General features: G+C 37.0%; 17 protein-coding genes. 12 read left to right on the top strand and 5 right to left on the bottom strand.

What is annotated here, in order from left to right; translation table 11 throughout:
- From MHI04_RS02115 to MHI04_RS02105, 3 genes are all read right to left on the bottom strand, one after another.
- Nucleotides 1-3,783, bottom strand: a complete 3,783-nt coding sequence (locus tag MHI04_RS02115) for an AAA domain-containing protein (RefSeq protein ID WP_342535309.1) — start codon at nucleotides 3,781-3,783, stop codon at nucleotides 1-3.
- Nucleotides 3,784-3,895: 112 nt separating this feature from the next.
- Complete coding sequence (locus MHI04_RS02110) at nucleotides 3,896-4,450, bottom strand: NADPH-dependent FMN reductase (protein ID WP_342535308.1); 555 nt, start codon at nucleotides 4,448-4,450, stop codon at nucleotides 3,896-3,898.
- Between the two features lie 129 nt (nucleotides 4,451-4,579).
- Entirely contained in the window at nucleotides 4,580-5,413 is an 834-nt protein-coding gene (locus MHI04_RS02105) for an oxidoreductase (protein WP_342535307.1), read from the bottom strand.
- Nucleotides 5,414-5,643: 230 nt separating this feature from the next.
- On the opposite strand from MHI04_RS02105, the gene MHI04_RS02100 reads away from it, so the two are divergent.
- The 5 genes from MHI04_RS02100 (at nucleotide 5,644) to MHI04_RS02080 (ending at nucleotide 10,053) form a co-directional block, all read left to right on the top strand.
- Nucleotides 5,644-6,690, top strand: a complete 1,047-nt coding sequence (locus MHI04_RS02100) for a hypothetical protein (protein ID WP_036117518.1) — start codon at nucleotides 5,644-5,646, stop codon at nucleotides 6,688-6,690.
- A 192-nt stretch (nucleotides 6,691-6,882) separates the two neighbouring features.
- Nucleotides 6,883-7,068 (top strand): SE1832 family protein, encoded by a 186-nt coding sequence (locus tag MHI04_RS02095; RefSeq protein WP_036117520.1) that lies wholly within the window; start codon nucleotides 6,883-6,885, stop codon nucleotides 7,066-7,068.
- 34 nt (nucleotides 7,069-7,102) lie between these two features.
- A complete protein-coding gene (locus MHI04_RS02090) occupies nucleotides 7,103-8,668 on the top strand; it encodes an ABC-F family ATP-binding cassette domain-containing protein (RefSeq protein ID WP_036117522.1) in 1,566 nt (521 codons plus the stop codon).
- 511 nt (nucleotides 8,669-9,179) lie between these two features.
- Nucleotides 9,180-9,584, top strand: a complete 405-nt coding sequence (gene spx, locus MHI04_RS02085; RefSeq protein WP_036117523.1) for a transcriptional regulator Spx — start codon at nucleotides 9,180-9,182, stop codon at nucleotides 9,582-9,584.
- A 22-nt stretch (nucleotides 9,585-9,606) separates the two neighbouring features.
- Nucleotides 9,607-10,053 (top strand): MarR family transcriptional regulator, encoded by a 447-nt coding sequence (locus MHI04_RS02080; protein ID WP_036117526.1) that lies wholly within the window; start codon nucleotides 9,607-9,609, stop codon nucleotides 10,051-10,053.
- Between the two features lie 113 nt (nucleotides 10,054-10,166).
- Here MHI04_RS02080 and MHI04_RS02075 read toward each other — a convergent pair whose 3' ends face one another.
- Together MHI04_RS02075 and MHI04_RS02070 are read right to left on the bottom strand one after the other, a co-directional pair.
- Nucleotides 10,167-10,715 (bottom strand): RNA polymerase sigma factor, encoded by a 549-nt coding sequence (locus MHI04_RS02075; RefSeq protein WP_036117528.1) that lies wholly within the window; start codon nucleotides 10,713-10,715, stop codon nucleotides 10,167-10,169.
- Between the two features lie 301 nt (nucleotides 10,716-11,016).
- On the bottom strand, nucleotides 11,017-12,147 hold the full coding sequence (locus tag MHI04_RS02070; RefSeq protein ID WP_342535306.1) for a LuxR C-terminal-related transcriptional regulator: 1,131 nt from the start codon (nucleotides 12,145-12,147) through the stop codon (nucleotides 11,017-11,019).
- A gap of 191 nt (nucleotides 12,148-12,338) precedes the next feature.
- Here MHI04_RS02070 and MHI04_RS02065 point away from each other — a divergent pair, with 191 nt between their 5' ends.
- From MHI04_RS02065 to MHI04_RS02035, 7 genes are all read left to right on the top strand, one after another.
- Nucleotides 12,339-13,094: a glucose 1-dehydrogenase gene (locus MHI04_RS02065; protein WP_058843600.1), complete on the top strand. Its 756-nt coding sequence runs from the start codon at nucleotides 12,339-12,341 to the stop codon at nucleotides 13,092-13,094.
- Nucleotides 13,095-13,114: 20 nt separating this feature from the next.
- Nucleotides 13,115-13,858 carry a glucose 1-dehydrogenase gene (locus MHI04_RS02060; protein ID WP_036117533.1) on the top strand — a complete coding sequence of 248 codons (744 nt, stop codon included), beginning with the start codon at nucleotides 13,115-13,117 and terminating at the stop codon, nucleotides 13,856-13,858.
- A 141-nt stretch (nucleotides 13,859-13,999) separates the two neighbouring features.
- Complete coding sequence (locus tag MHI04_RS02055; protein ID WP_342535305.1) at nucleotides 14,000-15,601, top strand: helix-turn-helix domain-containing protein; 1,602 nt, start codon at nucleotides 14,000-14,002, stop codon at nucleotides 15,599-15,601.
- Nucleotides 15,602-15,698: 97 nt separating this feature from the next.
- Complete coding sequence (locus MHI04_RS02050; protein ID WP_342535304.1) at nucleotides 15,699-16,676, top strand: ABC transporter substrate-binding protein; 978 nt, start codon at nucleotides 15,699-15,701, stop codon at nucleotides 16,674-16,676.
- Nucleotides 16,676-17,719, top strand: a complete 1,044-nt coding sequence (locus tag MHI04_RS02045) for an NAD(P)/FAD-dependent oxidoreductase (protein ID WP_342535303.1) — start codon at nucleotides 16,676-16,678, stop codon at nucleotides 17,717-17,719. Before MHI04_RS02050 ends, MHI04_RS02045 begins: the two co-directional genes overlap by 1 nt.
- 185 nt (nucleotides 17,720-17,904) lie before the next feature.
- Nucleotides 17,905-19,716 (top strand): AraC family transcriptional regulator, encoded by a 1,812-nt coding sequence (locus MHI04_RS02040; RefSeq protein ID WP_342535302.1) that lies wholly within the window; start codon nucleotides 17,905-17,907, stop codon nucleotides 19,714-19,716.
- A 258-nt stretch (nucleotides 19,717-19,974) separates the two neighbouring features.
- The gene (locus MHI04_RS02035) at nucleotides 19,975-21,357 is read left to right on the top strand and encodes a dipeptidase (RefSeq protein ID WP_342504169.1); all 1,383 of its coding nucleotides are present in this window, start codon (nucleotides 19,975-19,977) and stop codon (nucleotides 21,355-21,357) included.
- Nucleotides 21,358-21,394 lie beyond the last annotated feature (37 nt).

Genomic DNA, 21,394 nt, shown 5'->3' with positions numbered 1-21,394 from the left:
CTACATCACCAATCCTTCATGATTACGCAAGCCATCGTAGGATTTTACTGTGTTTAATAAATTGGTATACATTTCTCTTGTATCTTGATGCTTTGCACGCTTCGCAAACATCTCGGCACTTCCTACAAGTAGAAGTAACTCTCGGGCACGAGATAGCGCAACATTTAAACGACGATAATCTCTGGCAAAACCAATATCCCCGCCTTTAGGTGTATTACGAACCATACTCACTAAAATGACATCCATTTCCATCCCCTGAAACTTATCGACAGTACCTGTTCTAAACTGCAAGTGTGGTAGCTGTAATTCCTGGTGCAGCAGACGATTGATTTTCTTTACCTGCTCACCGTAGAAACTAATGACACCTACGCTTTTCAGAGCATCGTGCGGCATACGACCTGCTTCTTTTGCCGCCTTCACTGCCTCATTAAGATCTACTAAGATACGGCGAATCGTTTGTAATTCCCCTTCGTTATAACGACTCGTTCCACCTTTTACCTGCTCCTCTAAAAAAGGCTTCTCCGTTGGCATATCAATCCATAGTAAATGATCATTACGTTTTACAAATTGACCCTCTAAGCCATGATCTCTTGCTGCATCTGAATCTGGCAACCCACATTGTAATCCATTTTCTTCTTTCGCATAAAATGGTGTGATACTTTGCATGATTTTCTCATGCATACGGTATTGTAATGCTAGCATTTGTTTATGTGTTGGAGGCAAATTATTAAATAAACGCTCAAATAATGATTCACGCAACAGATTTTTTAATTCCTGTGCACCTTCAAAGTTTGGATTTTCTTCTAGCATTGCCTTTAGTGTTTCCTCCAGCGTATCATCCCCCAGTAATGGTGGAAGCTGATGATGGTCACCTACTAGAATAACCTTTTTCCCCTTCAGCATTGGTAAGAGTAATTCTGGTGGTGTTGCCTTGGAAACTTCATCAATAATAACTACATCAAAGGTCGGATAATTTTCCATAAATTCTTTACTGGCAGAAGCTACGCATGTTGTACCAATCACGTTCGCATGACGCACATACAATTTTCGAATTTCATCTAAATCATACTCTGTTGCGTTTTGTAGTTTTTCACGCCATTGTTCTTGTAGTTTTTGGCGAAGTGGTAGCTGTTTTTCCTGACGTTGTAATGCTTCGATTGCTTGGTTTGCAGCTTGAATAGCTTCCTTCACCTCTTCAGCCGTTCGTTCTGGCGTAGATTGTAAAAGCTTTGTACACGTAGCTAGTTGCTTCTCTTTCTTTAATCCAGCTATATTAATGTCTTTTATCTGTTCTTCCATTTGCGTTAACTGTTGTTCTACTTCCAGTAAGTTCGTTTGGATAGTCTGTAGAGAGGCTTGTTTAGGAACGAGCTGTACTTTAGCCTGTTCCACTGCCTCAAGCTGCTTCTTCGCTTGTTGAAGGGACTCACGAGCTTGTGAGGCAAGAATCTTCAAATACTCGACAGATTCTTCTGGCTCCTCATTAATCTGAAAGGCGTTTGCTAACTGTTGTAAACGCTCTGTATGCTGTAAAAATGGTTGGAGTTGACGCTGTAAACTTTGCACATCAAAGCTAGTGATTGCACATTCCTGATGAATCAAAGTCACTAGATTTTTACGGAAAGATTCAAATTCCTGATCTTTATGCTCTTGTTGTTGCTTTAGTGCTACTCCCTTTTGCCAAACGAAATCACGACGCATATATAGCCCAAGCAGATAACTCTCTAGAACATCAGTTGCTGGTAATTGACCATCCTGAAAAGCCGTGTTCAGCTCTGCGAATACTCCTGTGAGGTTTTGCAGAGAAAATGATTGTACGGGTTGTAATCTACTTTTAGCAAGGGCTCGTTCCTTCACTTCATGAATAACTAAAGCCTCTAACTTGGCAATCGCCTTTTGGAGGCGAGCATTGATCGTTGACCATGCCTCTAAATCTTTCGCATCTTCCAAATGCTGCAAGCGACTCATTTGCTGAGAAAGTACATGGGAAGGGCGAATTTGATAGTGCTGTAAAAATCGCTCGATAAGCTCAAACGAAGTTAAGGTGTAGATATACTTTTGAGCTTCCTTCATAATGACTAGACGCTTACTTTCGATTTCATATTTCTGTTGTATTTCTTGAAATTGCTGAGTTAACTGCTGCTTTTGTTCTTGTAGTTCTTTATACTGAGCAGCCGCTTCTAATTGTTCCACTTTTTCTGTAGTTTCCTGAATCGTACACTGTAGTTGCTCGACCGAGGGATAATCAGCAAGTGCCTGTTCAAGCTGCTGTACAATTGGTTCGATTTGTGCGAGCTGTTTCTCATAATGCTCTTTTTGTGCTTCACATGTTTGTTGCTCTGTTTTAGCAGCCTTCAATTCTTTTTTTAATGCTTGAATCTCCTGCTGTAGAATGGGTTCTTCAATTGCTGCTTGCTCTTTTGCGGCAATTTCCTGAGTTAATTGTTCTAGCCATCGCTCCAATTTTTCTAGTTCATCTTCTGCTTTTGCAAGATTGGCTTTTAGCTCTAGCTCGCGTTCTGGAAATATTGCTATTGTCTCTTCGATTGCAGCCAGTGTTTGTTCACGCCATTGGAGAGCGACATTTTCCTCTATGAATTTTTTGCCTTCTTCCTCGATACTTTCCGTTCTTCCATAGCGTAAAATTCGAATTTCTTGATTGGCTAGCAAACGTCCTAATGCATTGTCGACGGCTAAATTTGATTGTGATGCTACTAGTGTTTTTAAGCCCGCCTTGACATTTTGCTGACAAATCTCTGAGATGACAGTCGTTTTTCCCGTTCCTGGAGGACCTTGTATGACATACAAATCCTCAACAGATAATGCACCTAATACTGCTCGTCTTTGATATTCATTTAAATTATTTTGAAACGTAATATCTTCTCGTAGCTTGGACGCTCGGACTGTTGGGCGCCGTTCAAACAGGATAGTTTCTAAATTAGGGTTAACTGCCTCACCCTTCTCTAGCTTTGTGAAGCCATTTCGTAATCTTCGAATTTGACTTAAGGTCGCAAAATTACTAAAGCTTGCTTGCTTCGAACGAAGATTCAGCTGATCCTTACGAGCCATTTCCTGTATAAAAGGCTTTAAATCAATTTCAATCGTTTGTTTTCCTGCATTCGCCTTTAAAACTTGCCCAATTTCACCACGAACCCCTTGAATACTTACACTTAAACCCTCTAACTTTTTCCACTCTTTACTCTTTATGTAGGGACAAACAATCGTTAAGCGTGTAAAGTCTTCGTTGAAGTAGCTTTGCTTAAATTCTGTATGAATATCGTCAATCGTTGCATCACGTTCTTGAATTTTTAAATAGCCTTCCCAGCTAGCTATACGTTTTTTTACATATTCTGTGCGTTCTTCCGCTATCGGTAACTGCCTTATTTTTGTATGAAGCTCCAGTGGAATGCCTGCTCCATTGTTAGGCTTTGTGACAAATTGTAATGCGGCTGCTAGGCGGCGATTTGTATTGATAGGACCACGCATATGCACAAAACGAATATTAGTCGCCAACAAACCTTCTAGCTTCAGCACACAATCCATAATGACTGTTTTTTCCGCAAGTAAATCGCTTAATTTTTCATTGTCCTCCGCATTAAAATAGATGGATAAAAAGGTTTCACCAACTTTTTTTGCTTTGCGTTTTTCAATGTAAACAGTAAAAGATCTTTGTAACGTAAAAAAGGCATGCTCGTTTGCTGAGCATTCCTCTACCGCTTCCTTCGCCTTATTGGTCAAAATAAGACTACAGCGTTGTTTTTCTAGTAAAGCTATGTCCTGCATGAGCAGCCCTCCCTCCCGAGTCACTAAAGTTTTATTTTAGCACATCCTAAAAGAATACTTACAAAGAAAAATCCCCTGCACAGTGATTTCTTACCACCGTACAAGGGCTATCTTAATGTTGATCAATTGTTTCCTTCGGCAAGTTCTTGCTCATTTCGCAATATTGAACAAATACACGTGCTAATTCACGTAAACGACTATGAACATCTTCATCAACAATGTTATTATCTGCATCAAAATGTGATGTATGTGTGTATACATAGTTAGGCGTAACAAGGGCACGGAAGTAATCTAAAATAGGTTTTAATTGATTTTCGACTACAAGGTGATGTTGGTATGTGCCACCGTTTGCGACGATAGATACGGGCTTATAGCGCATCGTTTTAGGATGTAAGTAGTCAAAAGCATTTTTCAAAACACCTGGGATGGACGCTTGAAAAATAGGCGTTGCAATGATGTAAGCGTCTGCCTCCTCAAATTGTTGAATCATTTTCTTCATATCATCATTTAATGGTGAACCATCCACAATTTGATGCTTATATTGATTAAAATGCATCATTTCTAATTCGAAACCAGCATCTAATTCTTTAATATATTGTTCCACTTGTTCTAAAATAGCACCTGTTTTACGACCAAACATTGTGCCATCAACGAGTAAAATTTTCATCTTTATTTTGCCTCCACATTCATCTTCTACAATAATATTGTAACAAATGAAAAGTAGCTCGCAAAGGTTTGTCGTAGCGATCGGGATAAATTCAGTCTTTAGACGGAACATTTACAAACCAAACCCACATTATTTTTTGTCCTGTTCACGATGTTGGAAGTGTACCTCCTTATCAATAACCGTTTCCTCCATCTTAAATTTATCTCGATTAATGATAACATCACGATTTACTTTCTCACCTTTTTCAAGCTTATCCCAATGAAATAGCGTCTCTCTTGAAGCATCCTCTTCTGGTATTTCAGGGTATTGCAATGTTGCCAGTTCATTGGATGGATAAATAGTAACAGGCTGCTTTTTACCGTATAGAGCAATGATAATCATCGCTTTGGCCACTTGTGAGGCTTCAATTGCTCTAGAACGTTTGAAAGGTCCAATTAATAAAGGTTGTGCAAATTTTAATAGCTTTTCTCCTGCCTTCTCTCCTAGACGGAATTCATCTCGATCTCCTACTAATAGTGAAGGTCGAATAATAGAGAGCCGTTGTAACCCTAACTCTACTAAATCATGCTCGAGTTTTCCCTTCACTCGATTATAGTAAAACGGAGAATTCTCATTAGCACCCATTGCAGTGATGACAAGAAAATGAGGGATCCCACGCTTTTTGGCTAAAGAAGCAATCGCTAATGGATATTCAAAATCAATTTTTTCGAACACCTCACGAGAGCCTGCTTTTTTTATGGTTGTACCTAAACAACAATACAATTCATGGGCAAATTCAATATCCTTTTCCTCTATTCTATCAAAATCACGAATTTTCACTTCTAACTTTGGATGCGTAAAGATTGGTTTTCTCCGTGCAATTATGGTTACTGAAACATATTCATCATTTTCACATAGTTGCTCGACTAAAGAGGAGCCCGTTAAACCTGTCGCCCCTACAACAATCGCTGCACGCATGCTCATCCTTCTCCCCCCCTTCTACATAATGTCATGTTGTATGTATCTTTTCTATTCTTGATTTCACTATATATATCGACCATTTTTTTGATCATTAAAAAGTTATTTATAATCCCCCTCAAGATAGCTAATTGCAAGATTCCCTCAAAGTCATCGATTATCAAATCCTAAATTTTACACATACTTGCTCTTTCTTCGCCATAATTTAAAGAGACAGAGGAAAGGGTGGGATACATTTGCAAAAAGAAACACAAGCAATTGAACCAAAAAAAACGATTGTTTTCATTATTGAAAGCTGTATTGATAAAGGGCTGTATCCTTTTGAACGGGTTTCAACATTGGCTAAGTTACTTACGAATGAGAAAGTTTTTATATTTGTCAAGACTCCTTCAAATGATGGCATCCAAATTTTAATGAATGAAGGTCTTTCTCCAATTTTATTTGACCACTTTAACGAATTACCTAAGCAAATCAAAGGACTTCAACCTGATTTAATCGTTAGAGATGGCCGTAATTCTGAAGGCTGGCAAGTACAGGATTTACGACCTTTCTGCAAAACAATGATTCATTTTGATGATTTTGGTGAAGGTGGTCAAGCCTGTGACTGTGTATTACTAGCACTCTATCAAGAAGTGAAAGATTATTTACCATCGCATTATATTGGTGGAAGCTTTGTTTTTGCACTACCAGAGGCCTACCAACAATTTGATGATATTCCTGATAGTAAAACACCTGAAAATCCTCCTCATATCGTCGTTGCTTTTGAGGATGGGGACGAGCATAACTTAACCTACCGAACACTTCGACACTTAACACAGCTACAAATTCCACTACAAATTACAGTAATGATTGATGATAGCTATCGCCATGCAACGGATGATTTGCAAATGATGGTACTTAGTCGTCGCAATACGGCCATTCTCCGTGATAAAAACGCACTTCTCAAACTATTACCAAAAGCTGATGTCATTATTTGTAATGCTAATTATACGCCTTATAAAATTGCCTCTTATGGTGTGCCATGCATTACACTTGCACAAACTGAAGCTGAGCTTCTTCATGCTTTTCCTCGAGAGCATAATGGTTTTATTCATCTTGGACTTGGTCGTAAAATGAAGCAGTCTCAAATCCAAAATGCTGTCATGGAATTTCTATTACACGAGGCTCGCAGTGAACGAGCTGTAAGAAAACAACGACAACTCAATCTTGCTAGTAACAATGAAACACTCCAAGCATTACTCTTAGATTTTGCTTATGATCGACACAATATCGCTTCTACTTAGTGCTACTTCGAAGATGATTATGATACAATATATAAGAATTTTTCACTTCAACTCCTCTTATGGACGTTGGAATATAAGTAAATTCAACCAGTACCCGATTGATTTTAATGACTAAGCGGTGGGGGATTAGAAAAACCTCCATCGCTTTTACACGCATTCACGATAAAATATTCTCAAAAAGGAGTAATCATCATGCCAACAAAAAGCGATATTGAATACCAAATTAAAGAGTTAAAAATGGACTATATGAATTTACAAGGTGATATAGAAAAATTGGAGTCTACTGGGCACAACGATCAGGTAACAAAAGCAGAGGAACGCCTTGCGAATATGGAAGCTAAGTTAGCAGAACTAAACAAGCAGCTCGCAGCACTTTAAAATGTAAACAAGATGGACAGTTGGAGGAACATATATGGCAATATTAACAGTTGAAAATTTAGGTCATTCTTTCGGTGATCGTACACTCTTTAAAGATGTATCATTTCGATTAGTAGAAGGTGACCACATTGGTCTTGTAGGAGCTAATGGTGTAGGTAAATCGACATTAATGGGCATTATTACAGGACAAACGATTCACGATACAGGAAAAGTAGAGTGGCTTCCTGGTACACACTATGGTTATCTCGACCAACATACAGTACTGACTGCTGGTAGAACAATGCGTGATGTTTTGCGTGATGCCTTTTTACCATTATATAAAAAAGAAGAAGAACTTAATGAAATTACAGGTAAGATGGCAGAAGCTACACCTGAGGAATTAGAAGTACTGTTAGAACAAATGGCAGAGGTTCAAGACGCACTTGATGCAGGAGATTTCTATTCATTAGATATGAAAATTGAAGAGGTTGCACGTGGACTAGGCCTTGATGCTATTGGCTTAGAACGTGATGTAGCTGCACTTTCTGGTGGACAACGCACAAAGGTCCTACTAGCTAAGCTGTTACTAGAAAAACCAAAAGTACTTTTACTAGATGAGCCGACAAACTATCTCGATGAGGAACATATTACTTGGCTGAAAAGCTATTTAAAGAACTATCCATACGCCTTCCTCTTAATTTCACATGATACAGAATTTATGAATGAAACGGTGGATGTCATCTTCCAACTTGAGTTTTCAAAATTAACTCGTTATACAGCAACATACGAAAAATTCCTAGAGCTTGCTGAAATCAATAAACGTCAACATATTGATGCTTATGAGAAGCAACAGGAATTCATTAAGAAACAAGAGGACTTTATCGCTAAAAATAAAGCACGTTACTCCACTACTGGTCGTGCAAAATCTCGCGCCAAGCAGCTTGATCGTTTAGAGCGAATTGACCGCCCAGAAACAGCGGTAAAACCTGAATTCGGATTTAAAGAAGCACGTTCTTCCAGCCGCTATGTAGTAGAGGCAGAGAACTTGGTCATTGGGTACGATAAAGACAAGCCATTACTCCCCCCACTATCTTTTGCTATTGAACGAGGAGAAAAGATCGCTCTAGTTGGCATGAATGGTGTGGGTAAGTCCACATTATTAAAAACAATGCTAGGTAAAATTAACCCTCTTGATGGGAAAGTCATTCGAGGTGATTACCTGTATCCGTCTTACTTTGAACAAGAAGTAAAAGCAGAAAAAATAACACCAATTGATGATGTTTGGAATGCCTTCCCTTCGATGGAGCAGGCTCAAGTACGTGCAGCATTAGCAAGAGCGGGTCTAAAAACCGACCATATTACACGTCCATTGAATTCTTTATCTGGTGGAGAGCAAGCAAAAGTTCGTTTATGTAAATTAATGATGGAAGAAGCGAACTGGCTTCTTTTTGACGAACCGACAAACCACTTAGATGTCGATGCGAAAAATGAATTAAAACGTGCCATGAAAGAATTTAAAGGCACTATTGTACTGGTAAGCCACGAACCAGATTTCTATGATGGCCTCGCAACAAAAGTCTGGAACGTTCAAGATTGGTTCACTTCTGGACAACAAAGCTAAGACCAGCTCATTTTAAGAGCAGTTCCCACATGTTATGGGACTGCTTTTTTTATTTTTTTCAAACTTCTATGTATAATTGACCACATTTAAACATACTATAATCAGTGGACTAACTATTTTACTCCTACTTCCAACTAATGCTCTCCTACGAGATCAGCTCATTCATCTAGTAGTCCCTATTAATTCGTCATCAATTACCTACAGTTTTTTTAGAAGTTACATAATAGTCACTTCTTGTAATAACGGTTCACTGAGTTGCCACGCTGGCCTCTCTTCAAAATCTGTAATATCAGCTGAAACTTACATCATTGTAAGCAGAAAGAGCGAAACTTTTTACTCTTCTCTTCGTATAATTAAATAGAATTGAAAAAATATTAATTTGATTGAGAAATTCTTTCAATTAACTATTGATTTATATATAGCTTACTAGTAAGATATATATATAAACTATATAACTTACTTATAAGCTATTTATAAAATATAATCTAATACAGAAAGCGAGGAATGAAGAATGACAGTTACAATTTACTCACAAGCGAGCTGTTCTTCATCCAGAAAAGCACTTAAATGGTTAAAAGATCACAATATTGAATATAAAGAAAAACGTATCACATCTCACCCTCTTACACTTGCAGAATTCAAAGAAATTCTAAGCATGACTGAAGATGGTACAGATGAAATCATTGCAACAAACTCAAATGACTTTAAAAACTTAAATATCGACATCGACCAACTTTCTATCCAAGAGCTATACGCTATTATTCAAGCACACCCAAGAATGTTGCGTAGCCCTATTTTAATAGATGAAAAACGTATTCAAGTTGGTTACAATGAGATGGACATCCGTCGTTTTATCCCACGTAAAGTACGTGCTTACGAATTAAATGCGATGACAAGATTGGCACAAGAAAGTTAAAACAGTTTTGGAGATGACCTCTATGGATCAAGAAAAACAAAAAGCCATTACCTCGTTGTTTGAAGTCGTTTCATCTATTGAGCGTAAGTGGGCAAACGAGTGGAATAATCATAATGTGCTCGGCTTTTCAAAATCCCATATTTTAATTTTAGACTACTTATCGCAGGAGGGCCCAAAACGCCCTTCTGCTATTGCTGAGCGGTTAAAAGTAACAACTGGTGGTGTTACCGTTTTAACAACAAAGCTGATTAATGCTGGCTTTATTGAAAAAACACAGCATGCCACAGATCGACGAGCCTCACAACTAGTTATTACTACAGAGGGTGAGAACATCTTAAAAGAATCGCGTCAACAAGTGAGTGAAATTATTAACAATATGTTTGGTATGCTCACAGCTGAAGAACTGCAAACATTACGAACGATTTTTTCAAAATGTCTATTAGATGTTGAATCTAATCGGTCAGAATAAAGAGCACAAACTAAAAAGATGCATCGCAACTATTTGCGAGTGCATCTTTTTTTAGATTAATCGACCGAATACTTCCGCCTAAGTACTTGTGGTGTGCGACCAATCTGTTTTTATTATGCTGGTAGCACAGATTCCACAATTGCTGTATCAGACATGAGCATTTCTTTTAATCGAGCCTTTGCACGGAATAAACGAGATTTCACAGTACCAATAGAAACCTTCATAATTGTAGAGATTTCTGCAAGCGAATATTGGTCTATGTAGAAATACCATAAAGTCTTTCTATAAATAGCATCTAATTGCTCCATTTTATCCTGTACGAGTTTTGTTACAATATCCTTTTCAATTTTTTCTTCCGTCGAAATTTCATTATTGGGAACCAAATCTAAAATCGGTACGTCTAATGTTTCAGGTTGGTTCATCATATATTTGCTTCGACGTACTTTTTTACGATAGCGATCTCTAAATGTATTCATTGTAATAGTTGTCAGCCAAGCTTTAATATGCTCTACCTCGGCAACGCTGTCTTCATAGCGTACAACCTTTACCCATACTTCTTGCATTAAATCTTCAGCCTCTACATTATTGCGAGTTAGTTTCAAACATAAGTGATATATATAACGATTGTATTCCTCGTATACGCCTTCTAATTTTTCATTCATTGTGTATGCCTCCGCTTCTTGTTCTTGCTTCTATACACATTCTCGCAAAATAATGTATTACACTCTATCGCATTGGCTTTCAATTTCATTACAATCGTGTAAGCTTAATCGCTTTTGCTTGTAATATTCGTAAAAATTGTTTTACTACTATATTACTTCTCCTACTAAAAATCACTTTATAACAATACTTCCCTATTTTTAACATTATATATTAAATAGCGTTTATTATCAGAAAATTAAAGACGCATTTTTCGGTTTATAAAGACACAAAAAATGCACTCCTAGCAGAAGTGCATTTATGCTAGCTTAACAGCCCTAGACGAAAGGCGGAGGCAACGACCTGTGTACGGTTCTTTGCTTTAAGCTTTGTCATGAGACTGCTAACATAATCCCTGACCGTATGCTCACTTAAAAATAATAAACCACCAATTTTTTTATTATCATATCCTTCAGCAAGCAAGCCAAGAATCATCGACTCCCGTTCTGTTAAATGAAGCTCTGTGTTTTTTTCTACCTTCTCGCCCTTACGTGATAAAAATAAACCTAGACGCTTCCCTACTTCTTCAAGAAGTGATAATTCTTCCTTTGTACAATCAAATTCCTGGCCTAGCTGATCAAATGTTAGCCATCCAAATAATTGGTCTCGCCTCATAATAGGAATAAAGATGATGGAGGATAAATTAAATAATTGAATATGCTCCTCTTTTACGTAATTTTTAGGATTTTTCAAATAAATAGGTTTTCTTGAACTAAGTATAGCGTTTTCCCCATTCAACTGCCCTTTCATACTTTGCACTTTAGGAAGTTCCGCCCCAATAACCCCGTAAAATTGGTTGGACCATGGAACATATGCATAAAATACGCATCTTTTATAACTAAAATACTCTTCACATTTTTTTAAAATATAGGCTAAATCCTGATAGCCTGAGGAACTGATCAGCAATTTATCTAGCTTATCTAATAACTGTAAATGCCGTAACTCTTGATTTTCAGTAGATCCGTTATTCCTTTTGTCATCTCCCTCACAGTCATCGTAAAGCTGTACGAGAAACATAAATAACGATAATACATACATTAAGATGGCATTCGTTCGGCTACTCTTTTGTTGAATCATAAAGGTAATCAATGATTTCTCAAAAATTAATTGGAATAAATTAAAGCTCTTCCGATCGATTATAGATAACTGTGCCTGAAGCCACGTATTAAAAAAAGACTTATCACCATCATTTAGTTCATCAATGTTCGTATATGTCATCAAACGCAAAAATGAATCCAGTAGCATCGCTGCCCTTTTTCGATCTTCTTCGGCTATAGAAGGTGCTAAATTGAGATAAATATTGGTATTTTCTTCAATTTGTTGATGATGAATTTTAATAAATAACACAAACTCTTGTAATGTTACTTCTTCAATTGACTGAAATGGATGCGTCATAGGAAATTCTTCTCCTTCACACTAACAATACCCTATAAATGGAGGATATTCACTTACTATATTATACAGCATCTTATAGGATAGTATTTCAAATTGAAAAGAGTAAGATGAAAGTATCGCTAAACAATGCGAATACTTTTGAATCCCAAGGTAACCATATAACCAGAAATAATGAAAGGTGCGTGCTTGAAATGAGACTGGAAAATAAAGTAGCCATTATTACAGGTGGAGGTACAGGAATCGGGAAAGAAACGGCACTATTATTTGCTAAAGAAGGAGCAAAAGTAGTTATTACTGATATAAATGAACAATCTGGTAACGACACTATCCGCGATATCCAAGCAATTGGCGGTGAAGCATTATTTGTACATCATGATGTTAGCAATGAGGAAGACTGGAAAAAGGTCGCAGATGAAACAATCAAAACATTTAACAAAGTAGATATTCTTTTCAATAATGCAGGTATCTATATCATTAAACCACTTGCAGAAATCGAGCTTTCTGATTGGAATCGCTTAATGTCCATCAATGTGACTGGTGTCTTCCTAGGTATGAAATATATTATGCCACTTATGGCTAAACATAATAAGGGCTCAGTTATTAATGCCTCTTCCATCGCTGGCTTAACAGGCGCTGCTGGACACGTATTATACGGAGCAAGTAAAGGTGCCGTTCGCATTATGACAAAAGATGCTGCAATGGAATATGCTCCATATGGGATACGCGTCAATTCGATCCATCCAGGCTATATCGATACAGGTATGGCAGACTATGCATCAGCAACAACTGGAAGCACTAAAGATGAGTTAGGGAAAAATTTATTCCCATTAGGACGTTTAGGCTCTGTTAAAGAAGTAGCGCAAACCGTATTATTTTTAGCTTCTGATGAATCTTCGTTCTCAACAGGTGCAGAATTCGTCATTGATGGCGGAGCAACAGCAAAATAACAATAAAGGTGGTCATTGAAATGAAACTAAAAGATAAAGTAGCAATCGTTACAGGTGGGGCTAGTGGTATCGGTGAAGCCACAGTTCGTCTCTTTGTACAAGAAGGCGCTAAAGTAGTTATCGCCGATTTTTCAGATCGTGGACAAATTGTTTCTGACGAATTAAATAACAATGGTTTTGATACACTCTTCGTAAAAACAGATGTAACTAGCGAAGAAGATATTCAAAACATGATTAAGGAAACCGTTACTAACTACGGTAAACTTGATATTATGTATGCCAATGCAGGCGTAGCTGACGATGCACCAGCACATGAGCTTTCTTTCGAAAAATGGAAAAGAACGATTGATATTAATTTATCAGGTGTATTTCTTTCTGATAAATATGCCATCGAACAGTTTCTTACACAGGGAACTGGTGGTGTCATTGTCAACGCTGGCTCTATTCATAGCTTTGTTGCCTTGCCAAACCCTACAGCCTACTCCTCTGCAAAGGGTGGCGTAAAATTATTAACGCAAAATCTATGTACAGCTTACGCTAAACAAGGCATTCGCGTAAATGCAGTATGTCCTGGCTATATCGACACTCCTCTACTAGCTGAAGTCGATGCGCAAAAGAAAGAATATTTAGCGTCCCTTCATCCACAAGGTCGCCTTGGTAAACCAGAAGAAATTGCAAAAGCTGTTCTCTTCTTAGCAAGCGACGACGCAAGCTTTGTCAATGGTACAACGCTTCTTGTTGATGGCGGGTATACTGCTCATTAATTTTAGTAAGATCTGATTTCAATGTTTTCTAGAAATCAGATTTTTTTTATTTACTATAAGATATCGCACTCTTATATTCCTACTCGCACAATATTTGTTATTCTAATACATAGCTATACTTTACATTGAAGAGGTGTTCCTATGTATCAATCACATCAATCTTGGTTTGCGCAATGGCAAGCTACACACCGTATTACGAATGGATGGATAAAAGGTAGGACTGTCCATGTTATGACAAATAATGCACTCATTTTAATTACAGATGGGCAAGCTTCATGGAGTATAAATGGTCAGGTACAACATGTACACCTAGGCAATTTATTAGCCGTTGAGAAAAATTCTGTTGTCGAGATACTGGACAATAGCAATTATGCATTAGCCGGATGGATCATTTATTTTGACATATATGACCTCACTACTCATACCCTTAGTGAACGGCAACCTATTCTTGAAAATGAATCCCAAATGACCAAAATTCCTGAGGTAGTATTGGCTACGATTAGCCGTGATTTAATGGAGCCTATAGATCATACTTCAAACACTTCCATCATTATGAATCAATATATTTTATACACCTTACTAAAACATGTATATCAGCCGCAAAATAACGAAAAACTCACGGTCGAAAATAAATTACAACTATCAATTGAATATATACATAACCATTACAATGAATTGATTACGAGAGAACAATTAGCTAATAGTATCGGTATTAGCCCATGGCACTTTTCTCGAAAATTTAAGGAGCAATATGGCTTATCTTTATCAGAATATCTAGCAACTTATCGCATTTATCGTGCACAGGAGGCTTTACTCACTACTTCAGCACGCTCACAGGACATTGCTAAAAGTGTCGGCTTTGAAGATGCCCATTATTTTAGTAGACGATTTAAAGCAATAGTTGGCGTCTCTCCAAAAAATTATATAAAATCAATTGCTCAGCAGCGGATTTGCTTTTTATCTCCCCTGTATGCTGAGATTGCACTGGCACTAAACATTATCCCACATAGTGTAGTGACTACTGCTTCCCTAGTGCCCGGTTATCAACGGTCATTATTTAACTCCCATCAAATTCATACTATGGATATGGGGCATTACATCATTGATATTGACCAAATTCAACGCCAACAGCCTACATTAATTATTGGTAATATACTAGATGATCAAATTAAAAATGAATTACGTGAAATCGCTCCTGTTATTAGTGGATTACCAAATGAAATGACGAGCTTAATCAACTATTTCGGGACACTATTTCACTGTGAGGAGCAAGCAGCTTCATTAATTAACGAATCTCTTACTAACGTTAAAAAGTATAAACAGGACTTAGCAAATGTTCTACGAAGAAAACCTACGCTAGTATATTTAAGGGTTGAGCATTTTGGTTATCGATATATCGGTGAAAGATCATGCGAGATTGCTCGGCTACTCTATAACGAACTCGCTCTTTCTATGCCTCCAAATTTACAAGGGAAAGAATATAGCTTTAATGACTTGTCACTAGAAGATTTATTACAAGCCAACCCTACTTTTTTATTGCTAGAAAAACGAATAATGGATTATTTCAGCTCTGAGGAAAATATGAAAAACTTACTAAATAGTGATCAATGGAACATGTTAGATGCTGTTAAAAACAATCGCATTCTTTTCGTTGATACGTCACTTGGACTAAACAACTGTGGTATTTTTGGAAAACCTATTATTCTACAAAATCTCTATCAATTTTTTAAAGAACAACACTAAAGTCCAATTGAATAAACACAATCCTCTATGGTTTCTCTTTCTCTAATTTGCTAACATTTGAAAATGATAATCATTATCAAAAAAGGAGATTAGAGAAATGTTTAAAAAATATTATGCTTTCTTACCATTGCTAATGATGGTTTTCGCTTTGGCTGCATGTAATAGTGAGCCAACGGAAGACAATCAAAACACACAGTCATCAGAAGAAACAGCGGCTACTACCAAAACCGTTAAAGGACTTTTCGGCGATGTTACGATCCCGACAAATCCTAAAAATATGTTAGTGTTTAACTCTAATTATGCAGAGTTTTTACTATCTATTGACATTGTGCCCCAAAAAGTTTTAGTGGTAGATGAAATAGAGCCTGACTATCGTCCAAAGCTTTTTAAAGAAAATAATGTAGAAATGATTAATACCCCTCAATATGAAGAAAATTTAGAGCAAATACTTTCATTGGCTCCTGATTTAATTGTCGTGCAAGGGAATGTGATCGATGCTAAAAAATATGAAGAGCTAAGTAAAATAGCCCCTACCCTTGCCGTGGATGCCAATGGTTCTATAGAAGAAGCACTTCCTGCATTAGGTAAAGTTTTTGAGAAAGAAAAAGAAGCTGAAGCAACCCTGACTGCTTACAATAACAAAGTGACAGAAGCTAAAGAAAAACTACAACAAGCCATTGGCGATAAAACAGTCATGGTATTAAGGGTTGAACCAAAACAGTATCGCTTCATGGGCGCTAAAGCAGAGGGACCAGGTAGTGGTTTAATCTATCGTCAGCTAGGATTAAAAATTCCAGAACAATTAGTAGATTCAGAAGATTGGTTTACACCGTTATCTCTTGAAATCTTACCAGAAATTAAACCAGACTATATTTTCGTTGAAAAGAGAGTGTTAGAAAATTATAGCAGTGATGAATCGATGAAGAGTTTAGAAGATAGTCCGCTATGGCAATCCATGGAGGCTGTACAGAATGGTCGCGTGTTCCCATTAGATACAAAGGATTATGCAGTTGGACTAGGTCCTATTGGCACAGAACTACTAATCGACTATATTGTTGAAAAGTTGGTGCCCTAATGTCAATAAATGAACAAGACATTTATGACGTAACAATTATTGGTGGCGGACCAGCTGGCATGTATTCCGCATTTTATAGTGGGATGCGCGAAATGAGAACAAAAATTATTGAGATTAAGCATGAGCTCGGTGGTTTTATGAGAACGTATCCAGAAAAGCTAATTTGGGATGTAGGTGGCGTTGAGCCTGTCCGCTGTGAAGAAATAATAAATGCACTTATTACTCAAGCGAAAACATTTGATCCAACCATTGTTTATGGGCAAGAAATTGTTGGCATGGAACAGCGGGAAGATAAAATTTTTGAGTTAATTGCTAAAACAGGAGAACGTCATTTTAGCAGAACGGTCATTTTAGCAGCAGGTCGTGGTATTACCAAAATTCAAAAGTTAAATATAGAAGGAGCAGATCGTTACGAATTAACTAATTTACACTATACAGTTACGGATAAATCTAAGTTTGCCAATAAACGTGTTTTAATTTCAGGTGGTGGTGACTCTGCTGTGGAATGGGCGATTGCCATTGCACCAATTGCTAAGGAAGTCATTGTTGTTCATCGTCGAGAAGATTTCAAAGCGTTTGAATCATCTGTTTCGCAAATGAAGCAAGTGGCCACATCACTAGTCCCCTATGTTGTGACTAGTTTGCATGGCAACAACACCAAAATAGAACGGGTTACTGTCCAACATGTTACATCTGGTGAGAGCACACAATTTGAAGTCGATGAAATAATTGTTAATCACGGCTTTGAACGATCTTTCTATGGTCCTATTATGGAATGGGGCTTTGAATGTAAAGAATATGGTATATCTGTTTCGCCTAAAATGCACACAAGTATTCCAGGCATATTTGGTGCTGGTGATTTTATTACTCACCCTAGTAAGGTTCGCCTGATAGCTGGTGCGTTTAATGATGCCATTCTAGCCGTTAATAGTGCGAAGCTATATTTAGATCCTACCGGAGTCGATATGGCTGGTGTATCCTCTCACAATGACCGCTTCGCTGAAAAAAATGAGAAAATTATACAACGCTATATGTCTAATTAAATAGAAACATCTTGCATAACTGCACTTCAAATGATTAGAGTCAATCTAATCATTTGAATGCAGTTTACTTTTTTTCGTATGTTTTTAAGAAAATTTTCACTTCTACGATACAAGTATCTATTTGAGAATCATTATCATTAATTGTATTATCGTAATATAACCTATTGAAAGAAGTGAACCATCAATTGAAAAACCTTACTTTAGCAGATTGGGACTCGGCAAAATTAACCATTATACATATATCTAAAAATCCACAGTTAATGCCTGTCATTACTTGTAACTGTATTTTCGGTTTTATTGCTCAAGGGTCCGGCGAATGGGAATTACATCATACTCCCCTTTTACACCATAAAAACATCTTTTTGATTGTTCGTGACCCTATAAACATACATGTCACGCAGGAACCATCTTCAGAATGTCTATGGATCTATTGTAATGTTTCTTTTGATAACACAATATCTGAGCCCTTAGAGCCTCTCATTTTTTATGATGCACCGAAGCATTGGTTAACATTAATAGATAACATAAACACACAATGGGAAATGCACACTGATGCTAGTAAATATAAGACAAAATTATACTTAGCAGAATTAATCTATGAAATGTATACACTAGATTCAAATAGATTGCATGAGGAACAGTTAACCTCTCAAACATTAGATTATATAAATAAGCATTTTCATGAAAATTTATCGCGTCATACAATTGCAGAAAAAATGAATTACAGTGTATCTTATCTTTCTAAACAATTTAAATATCAAACTGGTTATGGTCTAATTGATTATTTATTACATACTCGTATCAAACATGCAAAGCGGCTTTTAGTTGAAACACATCATTCAATCCAAGAAGTTTCGAAGCAAATTGGTTACGAAGATTCTTCTTACTTTACTCGCCTATTTAAAAAACATACTGGGTTAACGCCTGGCCAATATAAAAGATTATATTTACCCACTTCTCTAGTGTTGAATAATCCTAATTTTGAGCTAAAATCCTCCGATGTATTCAATCGAGGACCTTTATATAATGATAATTGTTATCAATATGAAGGAGGCTTTTTACCAATGAAATTCAATTGGAACCATACTATAGTAGCTTCATTTGTTTTATGTGCTGCTTTATTATTAACAGCTTGTACAAACAACGACACTACCAAAGAATCAGAGGAAACAATGGTTTATCACTCCATCAATGGTGATATTACGTATAAAAAAAATCCGCAACGTATTGTTACTGATTTTTATTTAGGTTACTTACTTGCTTTAGATGTCAAACCAGTTGGTTCGAATGAAGCACAGCTAAAAAACCCTTATATTCCTGAAAAAGATAAAAAAGAAATTGAGGTGATCGGAGACTCTATAGAAAAAGTACTTTCATTAGAACCTGATTTAATTATTACAGGTAATAAAGAAATGTATGAGCAGCTTTCTAAAATTGCACCTACCATCTATATTGAATACGAAGAAAATATACCTAAACTCATTAAAGAATTTGGTATTATTTTAAATCGAGAAAATCTTGCCCAGGAGTGGCAAAAAAACTATCAACAACAAGTTCAAACCGCTCGCCAAAAAATTGCTCGTATTATTAAGCCTGAAGAAACAATAACTGTTATGGATATACTGGATGGTAAAGGAACCATCACTATTTATGGCGATGGTTATACAGGGTATCCTGTTTATACGGGATTAGGCTTACAAATGGCGCCAGCTGTAAAAGCAGAAACTACTATAAAAACCCCATGGGTACAAATTTCTTCAGAAAAAATTTCAGACTTTGTAGGGGACCGTGTTATCGTTGCAAGAGCGGCCGACACGCCTAAAGTCGACTTTACAACGGCTCCTGTATGGAAAAGTTTAGATGTTGTTAAAAATAATGAAGTGTACGAAATAGATAATTTCAAATTTTGGTTTACAGATCCCATTTCTGTTATTGGTCAAATGAACGATCTAACTGACTTATTTATCGAGCGTGTCAATGATAAGAAAACAAAATAAGACGAACTTTTTATAGTTCCAATGGTTTATATTACCGTTTCCAAGTGTGGCAAAGCTCTCTCTTATAGACTTTGTCACATTTTTCTTAACAATCTACTTTACTCTATATCATCATTCGAACTTGATTGAAAAGTTTTAGAAAATGACTAGTAAACTCCTCCCAAATAAAAATAGCAGTGGCTCTGATATGACGGCACTTCCCTACCACATTATGCTATACTATTTCTATTATCGAAATATTGGAAAGAGGGATGCTAGATGACAAATTTACAGCAATTAGATGCTTATTTTACAGAACATCGTGAGGCACATTTAAATGAACTGAATGAATTTTTACGAATTCCAAGTATCAGTTCTCTATCTGAGCATAAAGAAGATATTCAACAGGCAGCACAATGGCTAGCTAATGCGTTTGAAAAACTAAATCTTGAAAATATCTCTATTACACAAACAGCTGGGCACCCTGTTGTCTATGCAGATTGGTTACATGCTGAAGGGAAACCAACTATTTTATTTTATGGTCATTATGATGTACAACCTGTTGATCCATTAAATTTATGGGATAGCGAGCCGTTCAATCCTACGATTCGTGACAATAAATTATTTGCCCGTGGAGCGAGTGATGATAAAGGACAAGTGTTTATGCATTTAAAAATGATTGAGGCACTCTTTGCAACAACAGGGACTTTACCAGTCAATGTCAAATTCATTTATGAAGGCGAAGAAGAAATCGGCAGTCCGCATCTACCTGCTTATGTTGAAGAACATAAGGAAAAACTCGCAGCAGATTTAATTTTAATTTCTGATACGGGTCTTTATGGTCCTGGTAAGCCTGCGGTATGCTATGGATTACGTGGCTTAACAGGCATTCAAATTGATGTTCGTGGAGCTAAAGGAGATCTACACTCTGGTCTTTACGGTGGCGGCGTCCAAAATGCTATCCATGCATTGGCTGAAATTTTAGCATCCTTCCGTGATGAGCATGGAACGATTCAAGTTGAAGGCTTCTACGATAAAGTATTGCCACTATCAGAAGAAGAACGTGAAGCTTATTTAGCACTTGGCTTTGATGAGGAATCAGTTAAACAGGAAGTTGGCGTAAAAGAATTATTCGGTGAACAAGGTTTTTCTTATTTAGAACGCACTTGGGCTCGTCCAACACTAGAGGTTAACGGTGTATTTGGTGGCTTCTCTGGTGAAGGCATCAAAACGGTTCTACCTGCGGAAGCTGGTGCTAAAATCACATGCCGTCTTGTTCCAAATCAAGAGCCTGACGAAATTGTAGCACTATTAAAAGCCCATGTTGAAAAACATAAACCTACTGGTGTGGAAATCAATGTTTCTGAATTTGATAAAGGGCGTCCATTCTTAACACCTTTCGATCATCCATTTATCCAAGCAGCTGGACGTTCCTATGAAAAAGTGTATAATGTACCAACTGCATACACACGTGGCGGAGGATCTATCCCTATTGTAGCTGCCTTTGATGAAATTTTAGATTTACCTGTGGTGTTAATGGGCTTCGGCTTATCAAGTGAAAACTTCCACGCACCGAACGAACACTTCCATTTAGAAAACTTCGATAAAGGCTTACGTGTGTTAAGTGATTACTTATACGAGGTTTCTGATTTACAAAAATAAATATCGTCCCATTAAAAAATCCCCTCACTTTTAAAGT

The organism is Lysinibacillus sp. FSL K6-1151 (genome assembly GCF_038630755.1).
Taxonomy (GTDB): domain Bacteria; phylum Bacillota; class Bacilli; order Bacillales_A; family Planococcaceae; genus Lysinibacillus; species Lysinibacillus fusiformis_D.
This window is presented reverse-complemented; position numbering and strand designations above follow the sequence as displayed.